The sequence below is a fragment of the Amycolatopsis sp. NBRC 101858 genome (genome assembly GCF_030269325.1).
In the GTDB taxonomy this organism is placed as follows: Bacteria; Actinomycetota; Actinomycetes; order Mycobacteriales; family Pseudonocardiaceae; genus Amycolatopsis; species Amycolatopsis ponsaeliensis.
Window position 1 is genome coordinate 673,296 of sequence record NZ_BSTD01000006.1, and the last position, 18,391, is coordinate 691,686.

An 18,391-nucleotide genomic window follows, 5' to 3' on the forward strand; every position below is an offset into this window, starting at 1 on the left:
TGCTCTAGGCCCGATCCGGCCGGCGAGGGTCCGGCGGCGGCCCGAAGTTCGCGTCGCGCCCCACCGCGCCGATCGCGATCCCGCCACCACTGGCGGTCGCGGTGCCGCTGACGACCGGTCCCCCGGCCGCCGAGCCGCTCTTCTCCGCCTCCGCCAGCGCGGACTCCAGCTCGGCTGCGAACCCGCGGTCCTGCTCGACCGCGTCCTCCAGCGCCAGCTTCACCCGCTGCGCCGTCCGGTCGCCGACGCCCTCGGGCCGGGCGGCCTCCAGCTGCAGCTGCTCGACGGCGGAATCCTTGCCCAGCTTGCGCAGCAGCACGTCCCGCAGCCGCACCGCCGAGGCGTCGACGACCTCGTCCGCGACGCCGTCGAGCTGTTTCCCGGCCCGGCGGGCCTTTCCGACGGCCCAGGCGATCAAGAACCCCACCGCGACTTCCAACCCCATCGCGGCACCATATCGCGCCGGTGGCCCCGGTGTGACGGCCCGAAAGCCGCCACACCGAGAACCGGTCACCAGCCGACGGCCACCAGCAGCCACTGCGGGTCTCCGTGGGAGACGAACGAGGACTGGCCGGCCACGTCGTCGTACGGGAAGCCGTACGCCAGGTGGTTGATGCCGTGGTCGTGCCAGTACTTCGCGTAGTAGTTCGCCGGAGCGGCCTTGTAGTAGTTCGCCGGGTCCTGCTGCTGCGACGCCGGCAGCTGCGCCGTGTGGCGGTTCAGCGCCGCGCACATGTTCGGGTTCCCGGCCAGCGAGCCGGCGCACCCGGTGATGTTCGACGTCGGCTCGTTGACACCCACCGACTGCGCGTAGGCGGTGAAGTAGTTCGCGTACCGGCCGCCCGTGCGGAAGTCCGGGGCGCTGCCCGGCGCCGGGATCCGGTACGGCGCGTTCACCGTCGCCAGGCCCTTGAACTCCGTCGGCACCTCGGCCTGGAACTTGGCGAAGGTGGCCGCCCGGTCCTCTTGGAAGGTCCCGTAGTCGTCACCCACCTGGACGTCGTAGCCGTCGTGCGCGTGCAGCCGCATGGCCAGCTTCAGCGCGAACGCGTCCACCCGGGTGGTGTTGCCGTTGAACACGTCCGGGCCGACGGTGAACTCGATGAAGTCGGCGTACTGGCCGTTCGGGGTGCCGAGGTAGAAGTACATCCGCCCGGCGGAGTTGGCCGGCATGTCGATGTAGGGCTGCTCGGCGATCGAGTGCGTCTGGCCGCCGAAGTTCCAGTACACCTGGCTGTCGGGGTACTTGCCGTTGGTCCGGTTGAGCACCTTCACCGTCAGCACGTTGCGCGCGGCCGGGATGCTCGCGGTGTCGCCCCAGAACGAGTCGGGCGGGACGCCGGCGCCGGGCTGCGTGGTCCCGCCGCCGGTGCCGAACACCTGGAACTCCCAGAGCGAGACGCCGTACGGGGTGGCTCGCGCGGTGGTGGCGAGGCGAACGTACCGCCCGGCTCCGGTCACGGCCAGCGTCTGCGTGCCGCCGGTCCCGGTCGTCGTCTGGTACACAGTGGACCAAGTGGAACCGTTGTCGGACAACTGGATCTGGTAGGCCGTGGCGTAGGCCGCCTCCCAGTTCAGCACGACCCGGCTGACGGTCGCCGCGCCGCCGAGGTCGACCTGGATCCACTGTGGATCGCTGAACTGCGACGACCAGCGGGTGCCGGTGTTGCCGTCCACCGCGGCGGAAGCGGGGGTCCCGGCGTTCTCCACCGAGGACGCCGTGGCGGGCTTTCCTTGCGAGATCAGGCTGTCCGCCGCGTTCGCCGATGGTGCGGCGAAGCCGAGCACGGCGACCGCCAGCGCCGCGGCGAGCGTCGCCAAGCGGGTTCCGGGTCCGCGGCGGTGGCGCCACGGCAGGGCGTTCGAGGGCATGGGTTCCTCCCTGGCCGGGAAAGGGACGGACCCGCCGCCGGTCAGGGGACGGCGTCGTCCGGCTCGCCCCCTGAGCGCCGGGCGGATGCCCTCGAGGGCCGGCGGGGGACGATCGGTGAAAAGGTTCATACCACCGCCCCCGGCCTGTCAACCCTTGACAGTTCCGGGTCGCGGAGCGATCCTCGGAACCGGTTCCACCTCGAATCCTCTGCGTGGCGCCGCCACCCGCCCAGGGGCCGGCTCACAGGAGTCAGCCATGGTCTGCGCACGACCGATGCACGCCCGCCGCGAGATGCCTCCCCGGCGTGTCGGCGCGGTGCCCCCTGAGTCCACTGTGGACTCAGGACCTGAGGTCGGCCAGCACCGCCTCGGCCGCCCGCTGACCCGACACGAGGGCACCCTGCACCGAAGGCGTGTCGCGGTGGTCTCCGCACACGTACCGCCCGGGACCGACCCGCACCGGGCGCCGCAGCGGGGCGCCGGCCCCGAACACCGGCAGCGCCTTCGGGATCGCGTACGTCCGCAGCAGCTCCCAGTCCCGCGTGCCGGTGTCGTAGATCCGGGCCAGCCGCTGCCGCACCCGCGGCTCCAGGCCGGGCTCCGCGCGGCCGGGCACCGAAGCGGTGATCAGCGCCGACCCGGGCGGGGCGTACCCCGGCGCCACCTCGCTGAGCACCGCCGTGGTCAGCAGCAGCTCGTCGAGGCCGTCGACCAGCAGCGTCGGCGACCGCAGGGGTGACTCCCCCGCGCGGTAGTAGAAGGTCGTCACCGCGTGCCAGCCCGGCGCCTCGACCCCGGGCAGCAGCCGTGCGGCCGTGTCCCCGTCGGTCGCCACCACGACCGCCCGCGCGGGGATGTCCTCGCCGTCGCGCGTGCGCACGCCGTGCTCGGTGACCGCGTCGACCCCGACGCCCGTGCGGACCGGCAGCCCGGCCGCGAGCTGGTGCGGCAGGGCCTGCATCCCCTCGGCCGGCAGCACGCCGCCGCCACGCAGGAGGCTGCGCCAGATCAGGTGGAACAGCCGGCCCGACGTCGCCAGGTCCCGGTCGAGGAACACGCCGGCGAGGAACGGCCGGAGCACCTCCTCGACCGTGGCCCGCGACAGCCCCCAGCGGCGCAGCTCCTCGGCGGTGCTGCGCCCGCTGTCGGCGCGGTCGGCCTTCAGCACGTCCCGGGCGGCGAGCACGGCCATCCGCGCGCCGTCGGCGGGGCGGCCCGCGACGAACCCCGCGGCGCCGCGCACCGCCGGCAGGCCGTGCCACGGGCCGGCGAGCCAGCGGCGGCCGGAGCCGGTCAGCGCGATCGTGCCGCGCGTGAACGGGCGCGGCCGCAACGCGCCGACGTCAGCCCACCGCCGCAGCGCCGGATAAGCGGGCAGCAGCACCTGGAACCCGCGGTCGAGGCGGAACCCGTCGACGACGTCGGTGCGCACCCGGCCGCCCACGTCGTCGCCCGCCTCCAGCACGGTGACCGACACCCCGGCTCCGCACAGCCGCCGCGCCGCGCTCAGCCCCGCCAGCCCGCCACCCACGACGACCACGTCCATGCCGCTCTCCCTCCGTCTGCGGAGAGAATGCCCGGTTCGCCTGCCGCCAACCACCGGGCCGCCGGATCTGGCACGATCGGGCGGTGGCCAGGACGCGGCGGGGGCGAGCGCTCGCGATGGCGGCCGCCCTGCTGCTGGTGCTGGCCTCCTGCAGCGCCGGCTTCGGCGACCTCAAGCTGCGGATCGCCGCGGGCAACCCGGGCGGGGTCTACGACAAGCTCGCCCAGACCCTCGCCACGGCGTGGGCCGGCGGCCTGGACATCGAGCGCCCCACCGTGCTGCAGACCCAAGGCTCCCCCGACAACCTCGACAAGGTGCTCGCCGGGAAGGCCGACGTCGCGTTCGTCGCCGCGGACGTCGCCGCCGACCGGTACAAGCAGGACCCGCGGCTGGCCACCCTCGCCCGGATCCACGACGACTACCTGCACATCGTCGTGCGCACCGACTCCGACATCCGGACGGTCGAGCAGCTGCGGGGCCACAAGATCGCGATCGGCTCGCCGTCCTCGGGCGTCGAGTACATCGCCACCCGGCTGCTGGAGGCGACCGGGCTCACCGGGTCGGTGACCACCAGCGCCCGTGGGCTCGACGACTCGATCAACGCGCTGCTGAACGGCGACATCGACGCGTTCTTCTGGTCCGGCGGCCTGCCGACGCCGAGCCTGGTCAAGTACAACGACAAGCAGTCCCTGCGCCTGCTCGACATCGCCGACGTGATGCCGAAGATGCAGGAGGTCAACCAGGTCTACGGCACCGCGTCCATCCCCGCGACCACCTACAACCAGCAGGGCCCGGTGACGACGCTGCTGGTGCCGAACTTCCTCGTCGTCCCGAAGTCGATGAGCGACGACGTCGCCGAGGCGCTGGTCCGGGGGCTGTTCGACGCCCGCCAGCAGCTTGCGATGGCCAATCCGGCAGCGCTGTCGATCGACGTCCACCCGGGCATCGAGACCCAGCCGATCCCCCTGCACCCCGGCGCGCTGCGTTATTACCGCGCGAAGAAGACCTAGGCCGCCGGGAACGTCATCGCGATCCGCAGGCCGCCGCCTTCGGGCAGGTCCAGCGCCAGTTCGCCGTCGGAGTGCGCGGTCAGCTCGCTGACGATCGCCAGGCCCAGCCCCGACCCCGGCACGTTCTGGTGCGCCGGGCTGCGCCAGAACCGGTCCAGCGCGCGGTCGAGCTCGTCGGGCGGCAGCCCCGGCCCGTGGTCGCGCACCGACAGGCGGACCCGGTCGCCGTCGCGCTCGACCGCGACCCGGATCTCGGTGCCCGCCGCGGTGAACTTCAGCGCGTTGTCGAGCAGCGCGTCCAGGATCGTCTCGGCGCCGCGCGGCGGCACGCGGACCCGGGCACCGTCACCCGAAGTGTCGACGACCAGCCGCACGTCCCGCGCTTCGCCGACCACCGACCAGTCGGCGACCCGCTCGGCGACGACCTCGTCCAGCACCACCGGGTCCAGCTCCCCGCCGGACGCCTCGGCGCGGGCCATCGAGAGCAGCCCGTCCAGGATCTGGTGCAGCCGCCCGGCGTCGACGCGCGCGGCTTCGAGGTCGGCGGCGGCCGGCTCGTCGTCGACGTGGCCGTCGAGGTTCCCGAGCCGGATCTTCAACGCGGTCAGCGGGTTGCGCAGCTGGTGCGAGGCGTCCGCGACGAACGCGCGCTGCGCGGCCAGCGCGCCCGACACGCTCTCGGCCATCCGGTCGAAGGAGCGGCCGAGCTGCCGCAGCTCCGGCGGGCCGCCGCCCTCCCCCACCGGCTCGGCCTCGCGCCCGCTGACCACCGAGGCCACCAGCGCGCCGGTCGCGTCGTCGAGCCGCTTCACCGGCTTGAGGATCCACCGGACCACCGGGATCGCCACGCCCAGCGCGACCACGAAGGCGAGGATCCCGCCCGCGGCCAGCAGCAGCCACCACCACAGCACGGCGGCGCGCTCGGAATCGGTGGCCGACACGGTGAGCACCGCCCCGCGCACCTCCCCGTCGGCGAGCACCGGCTCGGCGAGCACCAGCGGCGTCGAGTCCCACGGCATCAGCACGCCGGACGGCTGCGACCGGCGGCCGGCCAGCGCCTCGTGGACGGGGTCGCTGATCCGCTCGTCCTGCAGGTCGATCCGCGCGGCGTCCGGGCCGAGCGAGGTGACGACCGGCTTGCCGTCCTGGTCGACGACCACCACCCGGACGCCGTACACCTCGGTGTAGCGGCGCACGTCGGGCTCGATCAGGTACGGCTTGTTGTCCAGCAGCGGACGCTGCGCCAGCGACGCGAACCGGGCGGTGTCGGTCAGCCGGTCGAGGAACAGGTCCTGCTGCGCGCCGGCGGCGATCGAGATCGCCAGCGGGATGCCCAGGCCGAACACCAGCAGCGCGACCAGGGTCAGCACGATGCCCTGCAGCCGGACGCGCACGCCGTCAGCTCCGGGCGGTCTGGCCGCCGAGCCGGTAGCCGACCCCGCGCACCGTCTCGATCAGCGCGGGGCGGCCCAGCTTCGTCCGCAGCGTCGCGACGTGGACGTCGAGCGACCGGCTCTCCGCGGGACCCCGGTGCCCCCACACCTCGGTGAGCACGTGCTCGCGCGAGCACACCGCGCCGCGCGCGCCCGCGACGAGGGCGAGCACCTGGAACTCCTTGCGGGACAACGCGATCGCGGTCCCGTCGACCAGCACCTCGTGCCGGGCCAGGTCGACGCTGACGTCCCCGACCGTGATGACGACCGGCTCGGCGACGGCGTGTTCCGGCCGCCGACGGCGCACCGCCTCGACGCGGGCGAGCAGCTCCTCGACGTCGTAGGGCTTGACCAGGTAGTCGTCGGCACCCGCGCGCAGGCCCCGGATCCGGTCGTCGACCTCGCCGCGGGCCGACACCACGATGATCGCGACGTCGCTGACCGCCCGGATCTGGGTGCACAGGGTCACGCCGTCGATGTCCGGCAGGCCGAGGTCGAGGAGGATGACGTCGACCTCGTGGACGCGCTCGAGGACGCCGGCGCCGGTGGCGAGCCGGGCGATCGCCAGGCCGCGGCGGGCCAGCGCCGGGATGAGCGCACCCGCGACCCGGTCGTCGTCCTCCACCAGCAGCACCCGCACCCGTCCGCCTCCCATGGTGACCTGCTCCACCGGCCGGTAGCGCCGAACTCTAGGACCTCGCGGCATCGCGCGCACGAGCCACCCGGACGGTCACGCTGGGTGACCAGGGGGCTACAGTACCCCTGATCACCCCAAAATGGACATCGATACGCAGTTGAAACCCTAAGTATTGCTCAAGCCGCCTTGCGAGCCGGTAAAGCAACGGTAGGTTCTCGCCATCGCGGGTGACCCACGCCGCATTCGAACGACCCTGGAGGCCAGATGACCGCGGAGGTGGCGGCGCCGATGATCAAGGCGTCCGCCGTGAACAAGTACTTCGGCGACCTGCACGTGCTCAGGGAGATCACGCTCGAGGTACCTCGCGGCCAGGTCGTGGTGGTGCTGGGCCCGTCGGGGTCGGGCAAGTCGACCCTGTGCCGGGCGATCAACCGGCTCGAGCCGATCAACTCGGGCGAGATCGCCGTCGACGGCGTCCCGCTGCCCGCGGAGGGCAAGGCACTGGCGGCGTTGCGCGCCGACGTCGGCATGGTGTTCCAGTCGTTCAACCTCTTCGCGCACAAGACGATCGTCGAGAACGTCATGCTGGCGCCGACGAAGGTCCGCAAGGCCTCGAAGGACGAAGCGCGCAAGACGGCGATGGAGCTGCTGGAGCGCGTCGGCATCGCCAACCAGGCCGACAAGTACCCGGCGCAGCTTTCGGGTGGCCAGCAGCAGCGCGTCGCGATCGCGCGGGCGCTGGCGATGCGGCCCAAGGTCATGCTGTTCGACGAGCCGACCTCGGCGCTGGACCCGGAGATGGTCCAGGAGGTCCTCGACGTCATGACCGGCCTGGCCAAGGACGGCATGACGATGCTGGTCGTCACGCACGAGATGGGCTTCGCCCGCCGGGCAGCCGATCGGGTGATCTTCATGGCCGACGGCGAGATCGTCGAGGACACGACGCCGGAAGAGTTCTTCACCGCGCCGAAGAGCGAGCGCGCGAAGGACTTCCTCGGCAAGATCCTCACCCACTAGCACTTTCCCCGGCCCCGAGGCCGGACGAGATTCGGAAGGAACCTGAGAGACGATGCGGTTGAACCGAGTTCTGCAGGTCGGCGCGGTCGTGATGGCCGCCGGGCTGGCCCTGACGGCCTGCGGCGGCGGCTCCGGCAGCGGCAGCGGCGCGAGCGGCGACAAGAACCTGGTCCAGCGGGCCAAGGACAACAAGAAGCTGGTCATCGGCATCAAGTTCGACCAGCCGGGCCTCGGCCTGAAGAAGCCGGACGGCACCTACGCCGGCTTCGACGTCGACGTCGCGAAGTACATCGCGAAGCAGCTCGGCGTCGAAGAGTCGGGGATCACCTGGAAGGAAGCGCAGTCGGCGCAGCGCGAGGACCTGATCAAGAAGGGTGAGGTCGACTTCATCGTCGCCACCTACTCGATCACCGACAAGCGCAAGAACGACGTCTCCTTCGGTGGCCCCTACTTCATCGCGCACCAGGACCTGCTCGTGCGGTCGGACAACACCGACATCACCGGTCCCGAGTCGCTGACCGGCAACAAGAAGCTCTGCTCGGTCAAGGGCTCGACCCCGGCGCAGAACGTGAAGACGAAGTACGCCAAGGAGGTGCAGCTGCAGGAGGTGGGCAAGTACACCGACTGCGTGACCGCGCTCCTGAACGGCACCGTCGACGCGATGACCACCGACGACGTCATCCTCGCCGGCTACGCGGCGCAGCAGCCCGGCAAGCTGAAGCTGGTCGGCAAGGGCTTCACCGACGAGAACTACGGCGTCGGCCTGAAGAAGGACGACGCCGACGGCAAGGCCGCGATCAACAAGGCCATCCAGGCGATGGAGCAGGACGGTTCCTGGCAGAAGTCGCTGGAGACCAACGTCGGCCCGTCGGGCTACAAGATCCCGGCCGTGCCGGCGATCGCTCCCTGATATCCGGTTCTGAAGTCGAACGGTGCGCCGTGCAAGCGGCGCACCGTTCCCGTTCCGAGGCCAGGTTGGACAACCCGTGTTCGATTTCCTCAGCAATCCTGACTACGACCTCGTCGGCGCGTTCTGGAAGACCATCCAGCTGACGTTCTTCTCGGCGATCGGCTCGCTCATCTGGGGCACCGTCCTCGTCGGGATGCGCGTCAGCCCGGTCCCCATCATGCGCGGGTTCGCGACGGTCTACGTCAACATCTTCCGGAACACCCCCTTGACCGTGATCATCGTCTTCACGTCCTTGGGGCTCTCCTCGACCCTCGGCATCAACCTGGCCAACCCCGACTCGCCGACGTCGCTGGACGACAACGCGTTCCGGCTGGCGATCCTCGGGTTCATCGTCTACACGTCGACCTTCGTCTGCGAATCGCTGCGCTCGGGCATCAACACGGTGCCCGTCGGCCAGGCGGAGGCCGCCCGCGCGCTGGGCCTCAACTTCCTGCAGGTGCTGCGCCTGATCGTGCTGCCCCAGGCGTTCCGCTCGGTGATCGCGCCGCTGGCGAACGTCCTGATCGCGCTGCTGAAGAACACCACGGTCGCCTCGGTGATCAGCGTGGCCGAAGCCGCCGCCCTGATGTCCGCGATGGTCGAGAACGAGTCGGACTCGCTGTTCCTGGTCTTCCTCGTCTTCGCCGCGGTGTTCGTCGCGATCGTCCTGCCACTCGGCCTGCTGCTCGGCTGGGTCGCCAAGAAAGCCGAGGTCAAGCGATGAGCACGCAGTCCGTCCTCTACGACATCCCCGGCCCGAAGACACGCGCCCGCAACTGGGTCTACACCGTGCTGTTCGTGCTGGTGCTGCTCCTGGTGGCGTGGTTCGTCTACAACGGCTTCGAAGCGAAGGGCCAGTGGGCCGGCGCGCTCTGGAAGCCGTTCGTCGAGGGGTCGACCTGGACCCAGTTCCTGCTGCCGGGCCTGCTGAACACGCTCAAGGCCGCCGCGCTGGCGATCGTGATCGCGCTGCCGATCGGCGCGCTGCTGGGCATCGGGCGGCTGTCCGAGCACAAGTGGGTCCGGATCCCGGTCGGCGCGGTGGTCGAGTTCTTCCGGGCCATCCCGGTGCTGCTGCTGATGGTGTTCGCCGCGTCGTTCTACGCGTACTACACCGGCATCGACGCGGACACCCGGCCGCTCTTCGCCGCCGTCACGGGCCTCGTGCTCTACAACGGCTCGGTGATGGCCGAGGTGTTCCGGGCGGGCATCCTGTCCCTGCCCAAGGGACAGACCGAAGCCGCGTCGGCCCTCGGCCTGCGCAAGACCCAGCTGATGACCAACATCCTGCTCCCGCAGGCCATCACGCTCATGCTGCCGGCCCTGGTCAGCCAGCTGGTGGTCATCCTCAAGGACACCGCGCTCGCCGGTCAGCTGACCATCGGCTACGACGAGCTGATCCGCGGTTCCGGGCCGATCACCGGCAACTTCAACAACACGATCCCGACGCTGATCGTCATCGCGATCATCTTCATCGTGCTCAACCTGCTCCTGACGCGGCTCGCCTCGTACCTGGAGCGGAAGCTGTCCCGCCGGAAGAAGGCCCCTCGCGGCGCGAAGCCGCTCGACGAGGCGCCGTCGTCGATCGTGGACGAGACCGACTTCAACACCGGCCGGGCGGTCTGACCTCCGGTATTCGAAGCGGGTGAGTGCGCGACAGCGTGCTCACCCGCTTTTCTTTTGCCCCGATCGGGGCTCACCGGGCTTGTCGTACCCGGGGGTCTCCCCTAGCGTCGGGACCATGGGTGTCGCACTGGTGACCGGAAGTTCCCGAGGGCTGGGCCGGACGATCGCCCGGCGGCTGGCCCGCGACGGGTTCGCGGTGGCGGTGAACGCCCTGCACGACGACCCCGACCTCAAGACCGCCGCGGAGGGCGTCCTCGCCGAAAGCGGGAAGACCGCCGCCTTCGCCGCCGACGTGACCGACCGGCACCAGGTCGGCGAGCTGGTCGACGCCGTGACGGCGTTGCTGGGCCCGATCACCGTGCTGGTGCTCAACGCGACGGGCCCGCAGCCGGACGTCTTCCTGTCCGAAGTGGACTGGGCGGATCACCTGGGCCACCTGGACTTCTTCGTGCGCTCGCCGGTGCTGCTCGGCCACGCGGTGCTCCCCGGCATGCGCGCCCGCGGCTACGGCCGGATCATCCACATCGACTCGGAGGTCGCCGAGCGCCCGCCACCCGGCCGTTCGGCGTACGCGACGGCCAAGGCGGCCCAGGTCGGCCTGGCCCGGGCGTGGGCCCGCGAGCTCGCCCCGGACGGCATCACGGTCAACTCGGTGGCCCCGGGCTTCGTCCCGGTGGAGCGGCACGCGGACGTCCCGGAGGCCGAGCGCGAGGCCTACCTGGCCGGAGTGCCGGCAGGCCGGCTGGGCACCCCGGAGGACGTCGCCGCGGCGGTGAGCTTCTTCGCTTCGAAGGACACGGGCTTCATCACCGGCCAGCGCCTGCTGGTCGACGGCGGGCGCGCGCTGAGCTGATCACCCGGCGGCCGGGCGCCGGGTGACCCGCAGCGCCACCAGCACGCCGAGGACGAGCACCAGGGCCAGCGTGAGCGCGACCCACATCGCGACGTGCAGCTGGAGCAGGCCGCCCGCGAAGGCACCCACCAGCATCGCGGCCACGGCGACCACCTTCCGCAGCGGGTGCGCCCCCGGGCCGCCGGCCGCCTTCGAGTCCGCCGCGAAGCCCGTCAGCGTCATCGTCAGGACCGTCGTCGTCAGGTCGGGCGCGCCGATCCGGCGGACCGCCGCGTTCTGCAGGCCCATCGCCACGCCCAGCACGACGATCAGCAGCTCGCTGCCCAGGCGCGTGCCGCTGCCGAGGGTCGCGGACAGCACCACCGCCACCGCGATCAGCACCGCCTGCGCCGCGGTCGCCTGGCGGAGGGCGTCGTAGTCGTCCTCGCGGCGGGCCAGCCGCCCGCCGGCCAGCGCGCCCGCCAGGAACGCCAGCACCGCGGTCAGCGACGCGAGCACCGACAGCGTCGACTCCCCCGCGGCCGCGAACCCGAGGAAGACGACGTTGCCGGTCATGTTGGCCACGAACACCCGGCCCAGCCCGAGGAAGCTGACGGCGTCGACGACCCCGGTCACGACGGTCAGCGTCAGCAGCAGGACGGCCAGGTCCCGCGGTTTCGGTTCAGCCATGCGCGCAGTCAACCACCGCGCGGGTCAGCTCGCGGTGCCCGAGCGCGTCGGTGCTGTCCACGAACTGGTCGATCGCCCCGATCGGGTGCATCACGGACGTCCCGGCCAGCAGCGGCGTGACGAACCGGCCGGCGTCGATGACCCGGAACGGCCGGTCGAAGAACGGCCGGGCCCGCGGATCCACCCGCTCGGTGAGGCCGAGCGCGTTGTGCAGCCCGGCGACGTGCTCGTAGGCCGCGACGAGGTGCCGTTCGCGCTCCGGCCAGCTCGTCGCGGCGAGGGCACCGGTGAGGTGCGGCGACAGCGCCGCGGCCGCGGGCAGCCGCCCGAACGCGCTGCCGAGCCACTTGCTGTACGGCGGGTACCGGCGCGCCATGAGCAGGCACAGCCGCATCAGGTCCCGCACGAGCCGCGCCGCGACGACGGCCGATCCCAGCTCGTCGCCGACTTCCCCGCACCGCCCGACGAACGCCTCTTCCTGGCCGATGCGCTGCCACTGGCAGGCGAGGACGTACCGCCAGACGTCGTCGGGGTACCAGGCGAGGCGCTGCCTGAGCGGTGCGAACCCGAGGTCGTCGTGGAAGACGGCGCCGCCGGTGAACTCGGCGAAGACCTGGGTCGGGGTGGCGAGCCAGTCGCGCGGTCCGGGGTGCCGCGGGTCGAAGCCGAGGAAGCCGCGCGTCCAGCCGTCGAGCGTCGCGGCGACCAGCTTCACCGGGTGCCCGAGGAAGGTGGCCGGCACGTCCACGGCGCGGACTTCGGGCAGGAAAAGGAAAACGCGGGCGGTCCAGTCGTGGTCGGTGGAGCGGCCGGTGTCGAAGCCGAGGACTTCCGAACCGGGCCCGACCAGCGCGGCGGTGTGCCGCCCGCCGACGACGGGCGCGACCGCTTCGGCGTAGAACCGGCGGCTCAGTTCGATTCCGGGAATGAACGTCATGAACGCCATTGTGGCTTAGTAATGGTGCGAAGCGCGCTTCATTATGCGAAGGTGCTTCGCAGCGCTTCGCGCGCGAAACCCGTTGTCGCACAGGCAGAACAGCAACATCCGTTCCGGTGAACCCCTGCGCGGCACGAGTCATTTTGTCGGTGGTTGCCTTTAACGTGCGGGCATGACCGAAAAGAGCACGGTGCGCACCCGGGAGATGGGCGTCGAACTGAAGGCCCAGCGCGAGGCGAGACAGATGTCGCTGCGCGAGGTCGCCCGGCGCGCCCACTGGTCGGCGTCGAAGGTGTCCGGGTGGGAGAACGGCCGGCGGATCTCGTCCATCGACGCGGCGATCTACCTGGCGCACTGCGGAACCGAGGCCGCGGAACGCGAACGGCTGCTGCACCTGACCCGGCCACCGAGCGAGCTGTACTGGGTGCGGCCGTACTTCGACCCGCTCGTCGACCCGATGAAGTCCCTCATCGTCCAGGAAAACCTGGCGACGGCGGTGATCTCGAACAGCCCGATGGCCCTGCCCGGCATGCTCCAGACCGAAGACTACGTGCGCACGATCTACGAACTGTCCGGGCGCTTCACCACGGACCGGCTGCAGCTGCTCGTCCAGGCGAGGATCGATCGGCAGCAGCTGCTGGAGCGCCGGAACCCACCGCAGTGCCTCTACTTCGTCTACGAGCACACGTTGAGGTCGATCCTGCGTGACCCGGCGCTGATGCACGAGCAACTGCAGTACCTGGTGCTGGCCGCGAACCTCCCGCACTGCACCATCCGGGTCGTGCCCGCGTCCGCGCCGCCGTACCACCTGATCGGCAGCCGGTTCACGATCCTCGAGTTCGCCGAGCACCCACCGGTGGCCTACGAAGAGACCTTCGCCGCCGGGTTGTTCATCGACGAACGCGTGGCTGTCGAAGCGTTCTACGTCCTCCGCACCCGGCTGGAGCAAGCCGCTCTGTCCGAACGGGAGTCCCGGGAGTTCCTGGTCCGGCTGGCCGAGGAGTTCGATCTCATGGCGAACTGAGTCCACCGACCCGTTCCCCGTCGTGCCAGACGGCGCGGATGCGGCCCGGCAGGTCCGTCACGTCCAGGTGCGTGCCGTCGAGCAGCACGAGGTCCGCGCGCAGGCCCGGCTCGACGCGGCCACGGTCGTCGTCGAGCCGGAGCAAGCGGGCCGCCTCGGACGTGGCGGCCTTCAAGGCCGCCGCATCGCCGAGGACCGCGGCCAGCAAACGCAGCTCGGTCGTCAAGTCGACATGGGGACGCGGGGCGAGGTCGGACCCCGCGGCGATCCGGACGCCCGCCTCCACCGCGAGGCGCAGCGAACGCCGGTGCGTGCCGGCGAACTCGGTGTCGCTCATCGGCGACAGCGTCGGCACGTACCAGGCGTCCGTCAGGGCCGCGACGGCGTCGTCGTCGAGGAACGTGCCGTGCTCGATGCTGCGCACCCCGGCACGGGCCGCCGACACCACCGCCGCCGACGTGTGCGCGTGGGCCAGGACATCGCGGCCGCAGCGGGCGGCCTCGTCGGCCACGGCGGCGAGCTCGTCGTCGGTCGGGCGGACGTCCACGCCCGCGCGGACCGCCCGCATCGACCCGCTCGCGCCGACCTTGATCCAGTCGGCGCCCGCGCGCACCATCCGGCGGACGGCGGCGCGGGCGGCGTCCGGCCCGTCGAACAGCGGGTCCGGCAGCGACGGGTCGCCGTAGTTGTCGACGGCGCCCGCGGCCGGGTCCCAGACGTCGCCGAGCCCGCCGGTCGGCCCCAGCTGACGCAGGCTGACCAGCAGGTCCGGCCCGGTGATCCAGCCTTCCCGCAGGGCGTGCCGGAAGCCGGCGTCGGCGCCCCAGGCGTCCCGCACGGTGGTGATCCCGCGCGTCAGCAACCGGCGCAGCACCGGCACGGCTTCGAGGATGCGGGCACTGCGCGGCAGGGACTCGGGCCGCCGGAACGCGACGTGCACGTGGCAGTCGATGAGCCCGGGGATCAGCAGCCCGCCGGAACAGTCGACCCGGTCGTCGCCGTCGAGGCCCGGCCCGACCTCGGCGATCCGCGGGCCATCGAGCCGGACGTCCGCGCGCGTCGTCTCGCCGGTCTCGGGGTCGAACACGCACGCCCCGGCGAGCAGCGTCACGCGAGTTCCTTGCGATAGACGAGGAAATCGCACGGCGTGGCCAGCGACGGCGCGAGGTGCGGGTAGTCCTCGGCGAGGTCGGCGCGGTGCGTCACGCGGTAGCCGAGCCGGTCGTACCACTCGGCGAGGAACTGCTTCGCCGGATGCGTCCACTCGCGCGGCACCAGCAGTTCCAGCTGCATCTCACGACAGCCCGCCTCCCGGCTCGCCCGCTCGGCGAACCGCACGAGGTCCCGCCCGATGCCGAGCCCGCGCCGCGCGGGGTCGGCGGCGAGCATGCCGAACTCGCCGGTCGCCGCATCGAGCCGCCGGACGCGCACGGATCCGGCGACATCACCGTCCACAAAGGCGACGGCGATCTCCCCGGCCCGCACGAACCCGGCCACCTCGTCCGCGGAAGTACGGTCGGTGCTGCCGAGCCAGAGCCCCTTCTCGGACTCGGCGTAGACGTGGTTGACCAGCGCCGTGATCCGGTCGATCACGGCGCGGTCAGCCGACGGCTCCAGCTTCTCGATCTCCATGCTCCCCACCTTGTCACGCGAGCGCGACGATCTCCGCCGCGAGCTCGCCCAGCTCCGGCTCGTCACGGACGCACGCACAGGGCAGCCGGGTGATGTCCGCTGTCCACTCGCGGGTGGCCCGGCCGGTCGAGCCGATTCGCTCGAAGCCCCGGTCGAGCAGACCGCGAGCGTCGTCGAACCGCCCGCGTGCGACGGCCTTCACCGCGCCGAGCGCGTTGGCCGGACGGGACCATTCGTCGTCGGCGGCGGCCGGCAGGGGAACCTCGTCGGCCGCCTCGGTGCGGAGTCCGGCGAGAACCGCACCGAGGCGATCGGCTGCACGCCGGACAGCACCGGAAGCACGTCGAGACACGAAGGGAACGCGGCCAAGGGCACCCGCCACTCGACATCGATGTCGCTGTAGACGTCCGTCGTTCCCCGCACGAGCGAACCCCGTAACGACGCTCGCGAACCGGCGACCGCCGCCTCGAGGGCGGCCGGCACGCGGTTCGCGAGCGACGAACGGGAACGCGTTACTTGTCGCGGCGGAAGAGCTTGTTCCCCAGCCACACGATGGGGTCGTACTTGCGGTCCGCGACGCGCTCCTTCATCGGGATGAGCGCGTTGTCGGTGATGTGGATGCCTTCCGGGCAGACCTCGCTGCAGCACTTGGTGATGTTGCAGTAGCCGAGGCCGTGCTCCTCCTGGGCGGCGTCACGGCGATCCGCGACGTCGAGCGGGTGCATCTCCAGCTCGGCGATGCGCATCAGGTACCGCGGCCCGGCGAAGGACTCCTTGTTCTCCTCGTGGTCGCGCACCACGTGGCAGGTGTTCTGGCACAGGAAGCACTCGATGCACTTCCGGAACTCCTGCGACCGCTCGACGTCCACCTGCTGCATCCGGTAGTCACCGGGCTTGAGGTCCGCGGGCGGGGTGAACGACGGGATCTCGCGTGCCTTCGTGTAGTTGAAGGACACGTCGGTGACGAGGTCGCGGATCACCGGGAACGTCCGCATCGGCGTCACCGTGATCACCTCTTCCTCGGTAAACGTCGACATCCGCGTCATGCACAGCAGGCGCGGCTTGCCGTTGATCTCCGCCGAGCACGAGCCGCACTTGCCCGCCTTGCAGTTCCACCGCACGGCGAGGTCCGACGCCTGCGTGGCCTGCAGCCGGTGGATGATGTCGAGGACGACCTCGCCCTCGTTCACCTCCACCGTGAAGTCCTGCAGTGCGCCGCCGGTGTCGTCGCCGCGCCAGACGCGGAAGCTCGCCTTGTAGCTCATGCCTTGCTCCCGGGGTGCGCTTCGAGCTCGGGATCGGTGTAGTACTTCCCGAGCTCGCCGAACTCGAACAGCTCCAGCAGGTCCTGCCGCAGCGGCACCTGCTCCTTGACCACGACGCCGATGTCCGGGACGACGGGGTTGTCCCCCTCCGAGGCCGAACACACCAGCAGCTTGTGCCGCCACTCGGCGTCCATGCCCGGGAAGTCGTCCCGCGTGTGCCCGCCCCGGCTCTCGGTCCGCGTCAGCGCGGCCTTCGCGACGCACTCGCTGACCATCAGCATGTTGCGCAGGTCGATCGCGAGGTGCCAGCCGGGGTTGAACTGCCGGTGCCCTTCCACCGTGACGCGCAGGATCCGCTGCCGCAGCTCGCCCAGCTTTTCCAGCGCCTGCTCGATCTCGCCGGCCTTGCGGATGATGCCGACCAGGTCGTTCATCGACTGCTGCAGCTCGGTGTGCAGGGTGTACGGGTTCTCGGCCGACGCGCCTTCCGGCGGGTCGAACGGCGCGAGCGCCATCTTCGCCGCGGCGTCCACATCGGACTGCGCGGCCGCGGGCCGCTCGCCCAGGCCGGCCACGTACTCGGCGGCGCCGAGCCCGGCACGGCGGCCGAACACCAGCAGGTCCGACAGCGAGTTGCCGCCGAGCCGGTTGGACCCGTGCATGCCGCCCGAGCACTCGCCGGCCGCGAACAGGCCGGGCACGCTCGCCGCGGCCGTGTCCGGGTCGACCTCGATGCCGCCCATGACGTAGTGGCAGGTCGGGCCGACCTCCATCGGCTCGGCCGTGATGTCGACGTCCGCCAGCTCCTTGAACTGGTGGTACATCGACGGCAGCCGCTTCTTGATCTCCTCGGTCGGCAGCCGGCTGGCGATGTCGAGGAAGACACCGCCGTGCGGGGAACCGCGCCCCTCCTTGACCTCGGAGTTGATCGCGCGGGCCACCTCGTCGCGAGGCAGCAGGTCCGGTGTCCGCCGGTTGTTCTCCTGATCGGAGTACCAGCGGTCGGCTTCCTCTTCGCTTTCCGCGTACTGGCCCTTGAACACCTCGGGCACGTACTCGAACATGAACCGCTTGCCGTCGGAGTTCTTCAGCACGCCGCCGTCACCGCGCACGCCCTCGGTGACGAGGATGCCCTTGACGCTCGGCGGCCAGACCATCCCGGTCGGGTGGAACTGGACGAACTCCATGTTGATCAGCTTCGCGCCCGCGCGCAGCGCCAGCGCGTGGCCGTCGCCGGTGTACTCCCACGAGTTCGACGTCACCTTGAACGACTTGCCGATGCCGCCGGTCGCGAGCACGACCGCCGGCGCGTCGAAGAGGATGAACCGGCCGCTCTCGCGCCAGTAACCGAACGCACCGGAGATCTTGCCGTCGGTGGTGAGCAGCTCGGTGACCGTGCACTCGGCGAAGACCTTGATCTTCGCTTCGTAGTCCCCGGTCTCGGCGAAGTCCTCCTGCTGCAGTGAAACGATCTTCTGCTGCATCGTGCGGATGAGCTCGAGGCCCGTGCGGTCACCGACGTGCGCCAGCCGCGGGTAGGTGTGCCCGCCGAAGTTGCGCTGGCTGATCCGGCCGTCGGCGGTGCGGTCGAACAGCGCGCCGTAGGTCTCCAGCTCCCAGACGCGGTCGGGCGCCTCCTTGGCGTGCAGCTCGGCCATCCGCCAGTTGTTGAGGAACTTCCCGCCGCGCATGGTGTCGCGGAAGTGGACCTGCCAGTTGTCGTTCGAGTTCGCGTTGCCCATCGACGCCGCGCACCCGCCCTCGGCCATCACCGTGTGCGCCTTGCCGAACAGGGACTTGCACACGACGGCCACGCGGAAACCGCGCTCGCGAGCTTCGATCACAGCGCGCAGACCGGCGCCGCCGGCACCGATCACCACCACGTCGTAGCTGTGGCGTTCGACCTCGGTCATAGAGAAAT

General features: G+C 71.2%; 19 protein-coding genes. 7 read left to right on the forward strand and 12 right to left on the reverse strand.

Translation table 11 applies throughout. From position 1 onward, the window contains the following. Positions 1 to 4: 4 nt before the first annotated feature. The 3 genes from QSK39_RS42310 to QSK39_RS42325 form a co-directional block, all read right to left on the reverse strand. On the reverse strand, positions 5 to 445 hold the full coding sequence (locus QSK39_RS42310) for a hypothetical protein (RefSeq protein WP_285483427.1): 441 nt from the start codon (positions 443 to 445) through the stop codon (positions 5 to 7). Positions 446 to 510: 65 nt separating this feature from the next. After that, positions 511 to 1,872 carry a beta-1,3-glucanase family protein gene (locus QSK39_RS53345; RefSeq protein WP_502873355.1) on the reverse strand — a complete coding sequence of 454 codons (1,362 nt, stop codon included), beginning with the start codon at positions 1,870 to 1,872 and terminating at the stop codon, positions 511 to 513. A gap of 340 nt (positions 1,873 to 2,212) precedes the next feature. Continuing rightward, on the reverse strand, positions 2,213 to 3,418 hold the full coding sequence (locus tag QSK39_RS42325; protein ID WP_285483428.1) for an NAD(P)/FAD-dependent oxidoreductase: 1,206 nt from the start codon (positions 3,416 to 3,418) through the stop codon (positions 2,213 to 2,215). Positions 3,419 to 3,501: 83 nt separating this feature from the next. On the opposite strand from QSK39_RS42325, the gene QSK39_RS42330 reads away from it, so the two are divergent. Further along, a complete protein-coding gene (locus QSK39_RS42330; RefSeq protein WP_285483429.1) occupies positions 3,502 to 4,428 on the forward strand; it encodes a TAXI family TRAP transporter solute-binding subunit in 927 nt (308 codons plus the stop codon). Here QSK39_RS42330 and QSK39_RS42335 read toward each other — a convergent pair. Together QSK39_RS42335 and QSK39_RS42340 are read right to left on the reverse strand one after the other, a co-directional pair. Next, a complete protein-coding gene (locus QSK39_RS42335) occupies positions 4,425 to 5,822 on the reverse strand; it encodes a sensor histidine kinase (protein ID WP_285483430.1) in 1,398 nt (465 codons plus the stop codon). The two genes, QSK39_RS42330 and QSK39_RS42335, sit on opposite strands and share 4 nt — an antisense overlap. Before the next feature lie 4 nt (positions 5,823 to 5,826). Continuing rightward, positions 5,827 to 6,501, reverse strand: coding sequence for a response regulator transcription factor (locus QSK39_RS42340; protein WP_285483638.1), 675 nt, complete (start codon positions 6,499 to 6,501; stop codon positions 5,827 to 5,829). 285 nt (positions 6,502 to 6,786) lie between these two features. On the opposite strand from QSK39_RS42340, the gene QSK39_RS42345 reads away from it, so the two are divergent. From QSK39_RS42345 to QSK39_RS42365, 5 genes are all read left to right on the forward strand, one after another. Continuing rightward, the gene (locus QSK39_RS42345; protein ID WP_284741287.1) at positions 6,787 to 7,515 is read left to right on the forward strand and encodes an amino acid ABC transporter ATP-binding protein; all 729 of its coding nucleotides are present in this window, start codon (positions 6,787 to 6,789) and stop codon (positions 7,513 to 7,515) included. Positions 7,516 to 7,567: 52 nt separating this feature from the next. Then, complete coding sequence (locus QSK39_RS42350) at positions 7,568 to 8,425, forward strand: glutamate ABC transporter substrate-binding protein (RefSeq protein WP_285483431.1); 858 nt, start codon at positions 7,568 to 7,570, stop codon at positions 8,423 to 8,425. Positions 8,426 to 8,501: 76 nt separating this feature from the next. Next, a complete protein-coding gene (locus QSK39_RS42355) occupies positions 8,502 to 9,188 on the forward strand; it encodes an amino acid ABC transporter permease (RefSeq protein ID WP_285483432.1) in 687 nt (228 codons plus the stop codon). Beyond that, positions 9,185 to 10,090: an amino acid ABC transporter permease gene (locus QSK39_RS42360; RefSeq protein ID WP_285483433.1), complete on the forward strand. Its 906-nt coding sequence runs from the start codon at positions 9,185 to 9,187 to the stop codon at positions 10,088 to 10,090. Before QSK39_RS42355 ends, QSK39_RS42360 begins: the two co-directional genes overlap by 4 nt. Positions 10,091 to 10,205: 115 nt before the next feature. Further along, entirely contained in the window at positions 10,206 to 10,943 is a 738-nt protein-coding gene (locus tag QSK39_RS42365) for an SDR family NAD(P)-dependent oxidoreductase (protein WP_285483434.1), read from the forward strand. Here QSK39_RS42365 and QSK39_RS42370 read toward each other — a convergent pair whose 3' ends face one another. Both QSK39_RS42370 and QSK39_RS42375 read right to left on the reverse strand, forming a co-directional pair. Next, positions 10,944 to 11,612: a YoaK family protein gene (locus QSK39_RS42370; protein ID WP_285483435.1), complete on the reverse strand. Its 669-nt coding sequence runs from the start codon at positions 11,610 to 11,612 to the stop codon at positions 10,944 to 10,946. It abuts the gene before it with no gap. Then, the gene (locus QSK39_RS42375) at positions 11,605 to 12,549 is read right to left on the reverse strand and encodes a DUF4037 domain-containing protein (RefSeq protein WP_285483436.1); all 945 of its coding nucleotides are present in this window, start codon (positions 12,547 to 12,549) and stop codon (positions 11,605 to 11,607) included. Before QSK39_RS42375 ends, QSK39_RS42370 begins: the two co-directional genes overlap by 8 nt. Positions 12,550 to 12,721: 172 nt before the next feature. Here QSK39_RS42375 and QSK39_RS42380 point away from each other — a divergent pair, with 172 nt between their 5' ends. Next, positions 12,722 to 13,573, forward strand: coding sequence for a helix-turn-helix domain-containing protein (locus tag QSK39_RS42380; RefSeq protein ID WP_285483437.1), 852 nt, complete (start codon positions 12,722 to 12,724; stop codon positions 13,571 to 13,573). Here QSK39_RS42380 and QSK39_RS42385 read toward each other — a convergent pair. The 5 genes from QSK39_RS42385 to QSK39_RS42405 all read right to left on the reverse strand — a co-directional run bounded on the left by QSK39_RS42385 (position 13,560) and on the right by QSK39_RS42405 (position 18,383). Beyond that, on the reverse strand, positions 13,560 to 14,684 hold the full coding sequence (locus QSK39_RS42385; protein ID WP_285483438.1) for an amidohydrolase family protein: 1,125 nt from the start codon (positions 14,682 to 14,684) through the stop codon (positions 13,560 to 13,562). The two genes, QSK39_RS42380 and QSK39_RS42385, sit on opposite strands and share 14 nt — an antisense overlap. Beyond that, positions 14,681 to 15,205, reverse strand: a complete 525-nt coding sequence (locus QSK39_RS42390; RefSeq protein WP_285483439.1) for a GNAT family N-acetyltransferase — start codon at positions 15,203 to 15,205, stop codon at positions 14,681 to 14,683. The genes QSK39_RS42385 and QSK39_RS42390 overlap by 4 nt, the downstream gene beginning before the upstream one ends. 13 nt (positions 15,206 to 15,218) lie before the next feature. Next, positions 15,219 to 15,557 (reverse strand): hypothetical protein, encoded by a 339-nt coding sequence (locus tag QSK39_RS42395; protein WP_285483440.1) that lies wholly within the window; start codon positions 15,555 to 15,557, stop codon positions 15,219 to 15,221. A gap of 160 nt (positions 15,558 to 15,717) precedes the next feature. Then, the gene (locus QSK39_RS42400; RefSeq protein WP_284741074.1) at positions 15,718 to 16,470 is read right to left on the reverse strand and encodes a succinate dehydrogenase/fumarate reductase iron-sulfur subunit; all 753 of its coding nucleotides are present in this window, start codon (positions 16,468 to 16,470) and stop codon (positions 15,718 to 15,720) included. Next, positions 16,467 to 18,383 (reverse strand): fumarate reductase/succinate dehydrogenase flavoprotein subunit, encoded by a 1,917-nt coding sequence (locus tag QSK39_RS42405; protein WP_285483441.1) that lies wholly within the window; start codon positions 18,381 to 18,383, stop codon positions 16,467 to 16,469. Before QSK39_RS42405 ends, QSK39_RS42400 begins: the two co-directional genes overlap by 4 nt. Between the last annotated feature and the right edge of the window lie 8 nt (positions 18,384 to 18,391).

Bases quoted from the DNA above. Each gene is read 5' to 3' on its own strand.
- QSK39_RS42350 (WP_285483431.1), top strand. From the start codon at position 7,568: ATGCGGTTGAACCGAGTTCTGCAGGTCGGCGCGGTCGTGATGGCCGCC.
- QSK39_RS42370 (WP_285483435.1), bottom strand. From the start codon at position 11,612: ATGGCTGAACCGAAACCGCGGGACCTGGCCGTCCTGCTGCTGACGCTG.
- QSK39_RS42405 (WP_285483441.1), bottom strand. From the start codon at position 18,383: ATGACCGAGGTCGAACGCCACAGCTACGACGTGGTGGTGATCGGTGCC.
- QSK39_RS42345 (WP_284741287.1), top strand. From the start codon at position 6,787: ATGATCAAGGCGTCCGCCGTGAACAAGTACTTCGGCGACCTGCACGTG.
- QSK39_RS42325 (WP_285483428.1), bottom strand. From the start codon at position 3,418: ATGGACGTGGTCGTCGTGGGTGGCGGGCTGGCGGGGCTGAGCGCGGCG.
- QSK39_RS53345 (WP_502873355.1), bottom strand. From the start codon at position 1,872: ATGCCCTCGAACGCCCTGCCGTGGCGCCACCGCCGCGGACCCGGAACC.
- QSK39_RS42380 (WP_285483437.1), top strand. From the start codon at position 12,722: ATGACCGAAAAGAGCACGGTGCGCACCCGGGAGATGGGCGTCGAACTG.
- QSK39_RS42375 (WP_285483436.1), bottom strand. From the start codon at position 12,549: ATGACGTTCATTCCCGGAATCGAACTGAGCCGCCGGTTCTACGCCGAA.
- QSK39_RS42390 (WP_285483439.1), bottom strand. From the start codon at position 15,205: ATGGAGATCGAGAAGCTGGAGCCGTCGGCTGACCGCGCCGTGATCGAC.
- QSK39_RS42365 (WP_285483434.1), top strand. From the start codon at position 10,206: ATGGGTGTCGCACTGGTGACCGGAAGTTCCCGAGGGCTGGGCCGGACG.
- QSK39_RS42310 (WP_285483427.1), bottom strand. From the start codon at position 445: ATGGGGTTGGAAGTCGCGGTGGGGTTCTTGATCGCCTGGGCCGTCGGA.
- QSK39_RS42400 (WP_284741074.1), bottom strand. From the start codon at position 16,470: ATGAGCTACAAGGCGAGCTTCCGCGTCTGGCGCGGCGACGACACCGGC.
- QSK39_RS42360 (WP_285483433.1), top strand. From the start codon at position 9,185: ATGAGCACGCAGTCCGTCCTCTACGACATCCCCGGCCCGAAGACACGC.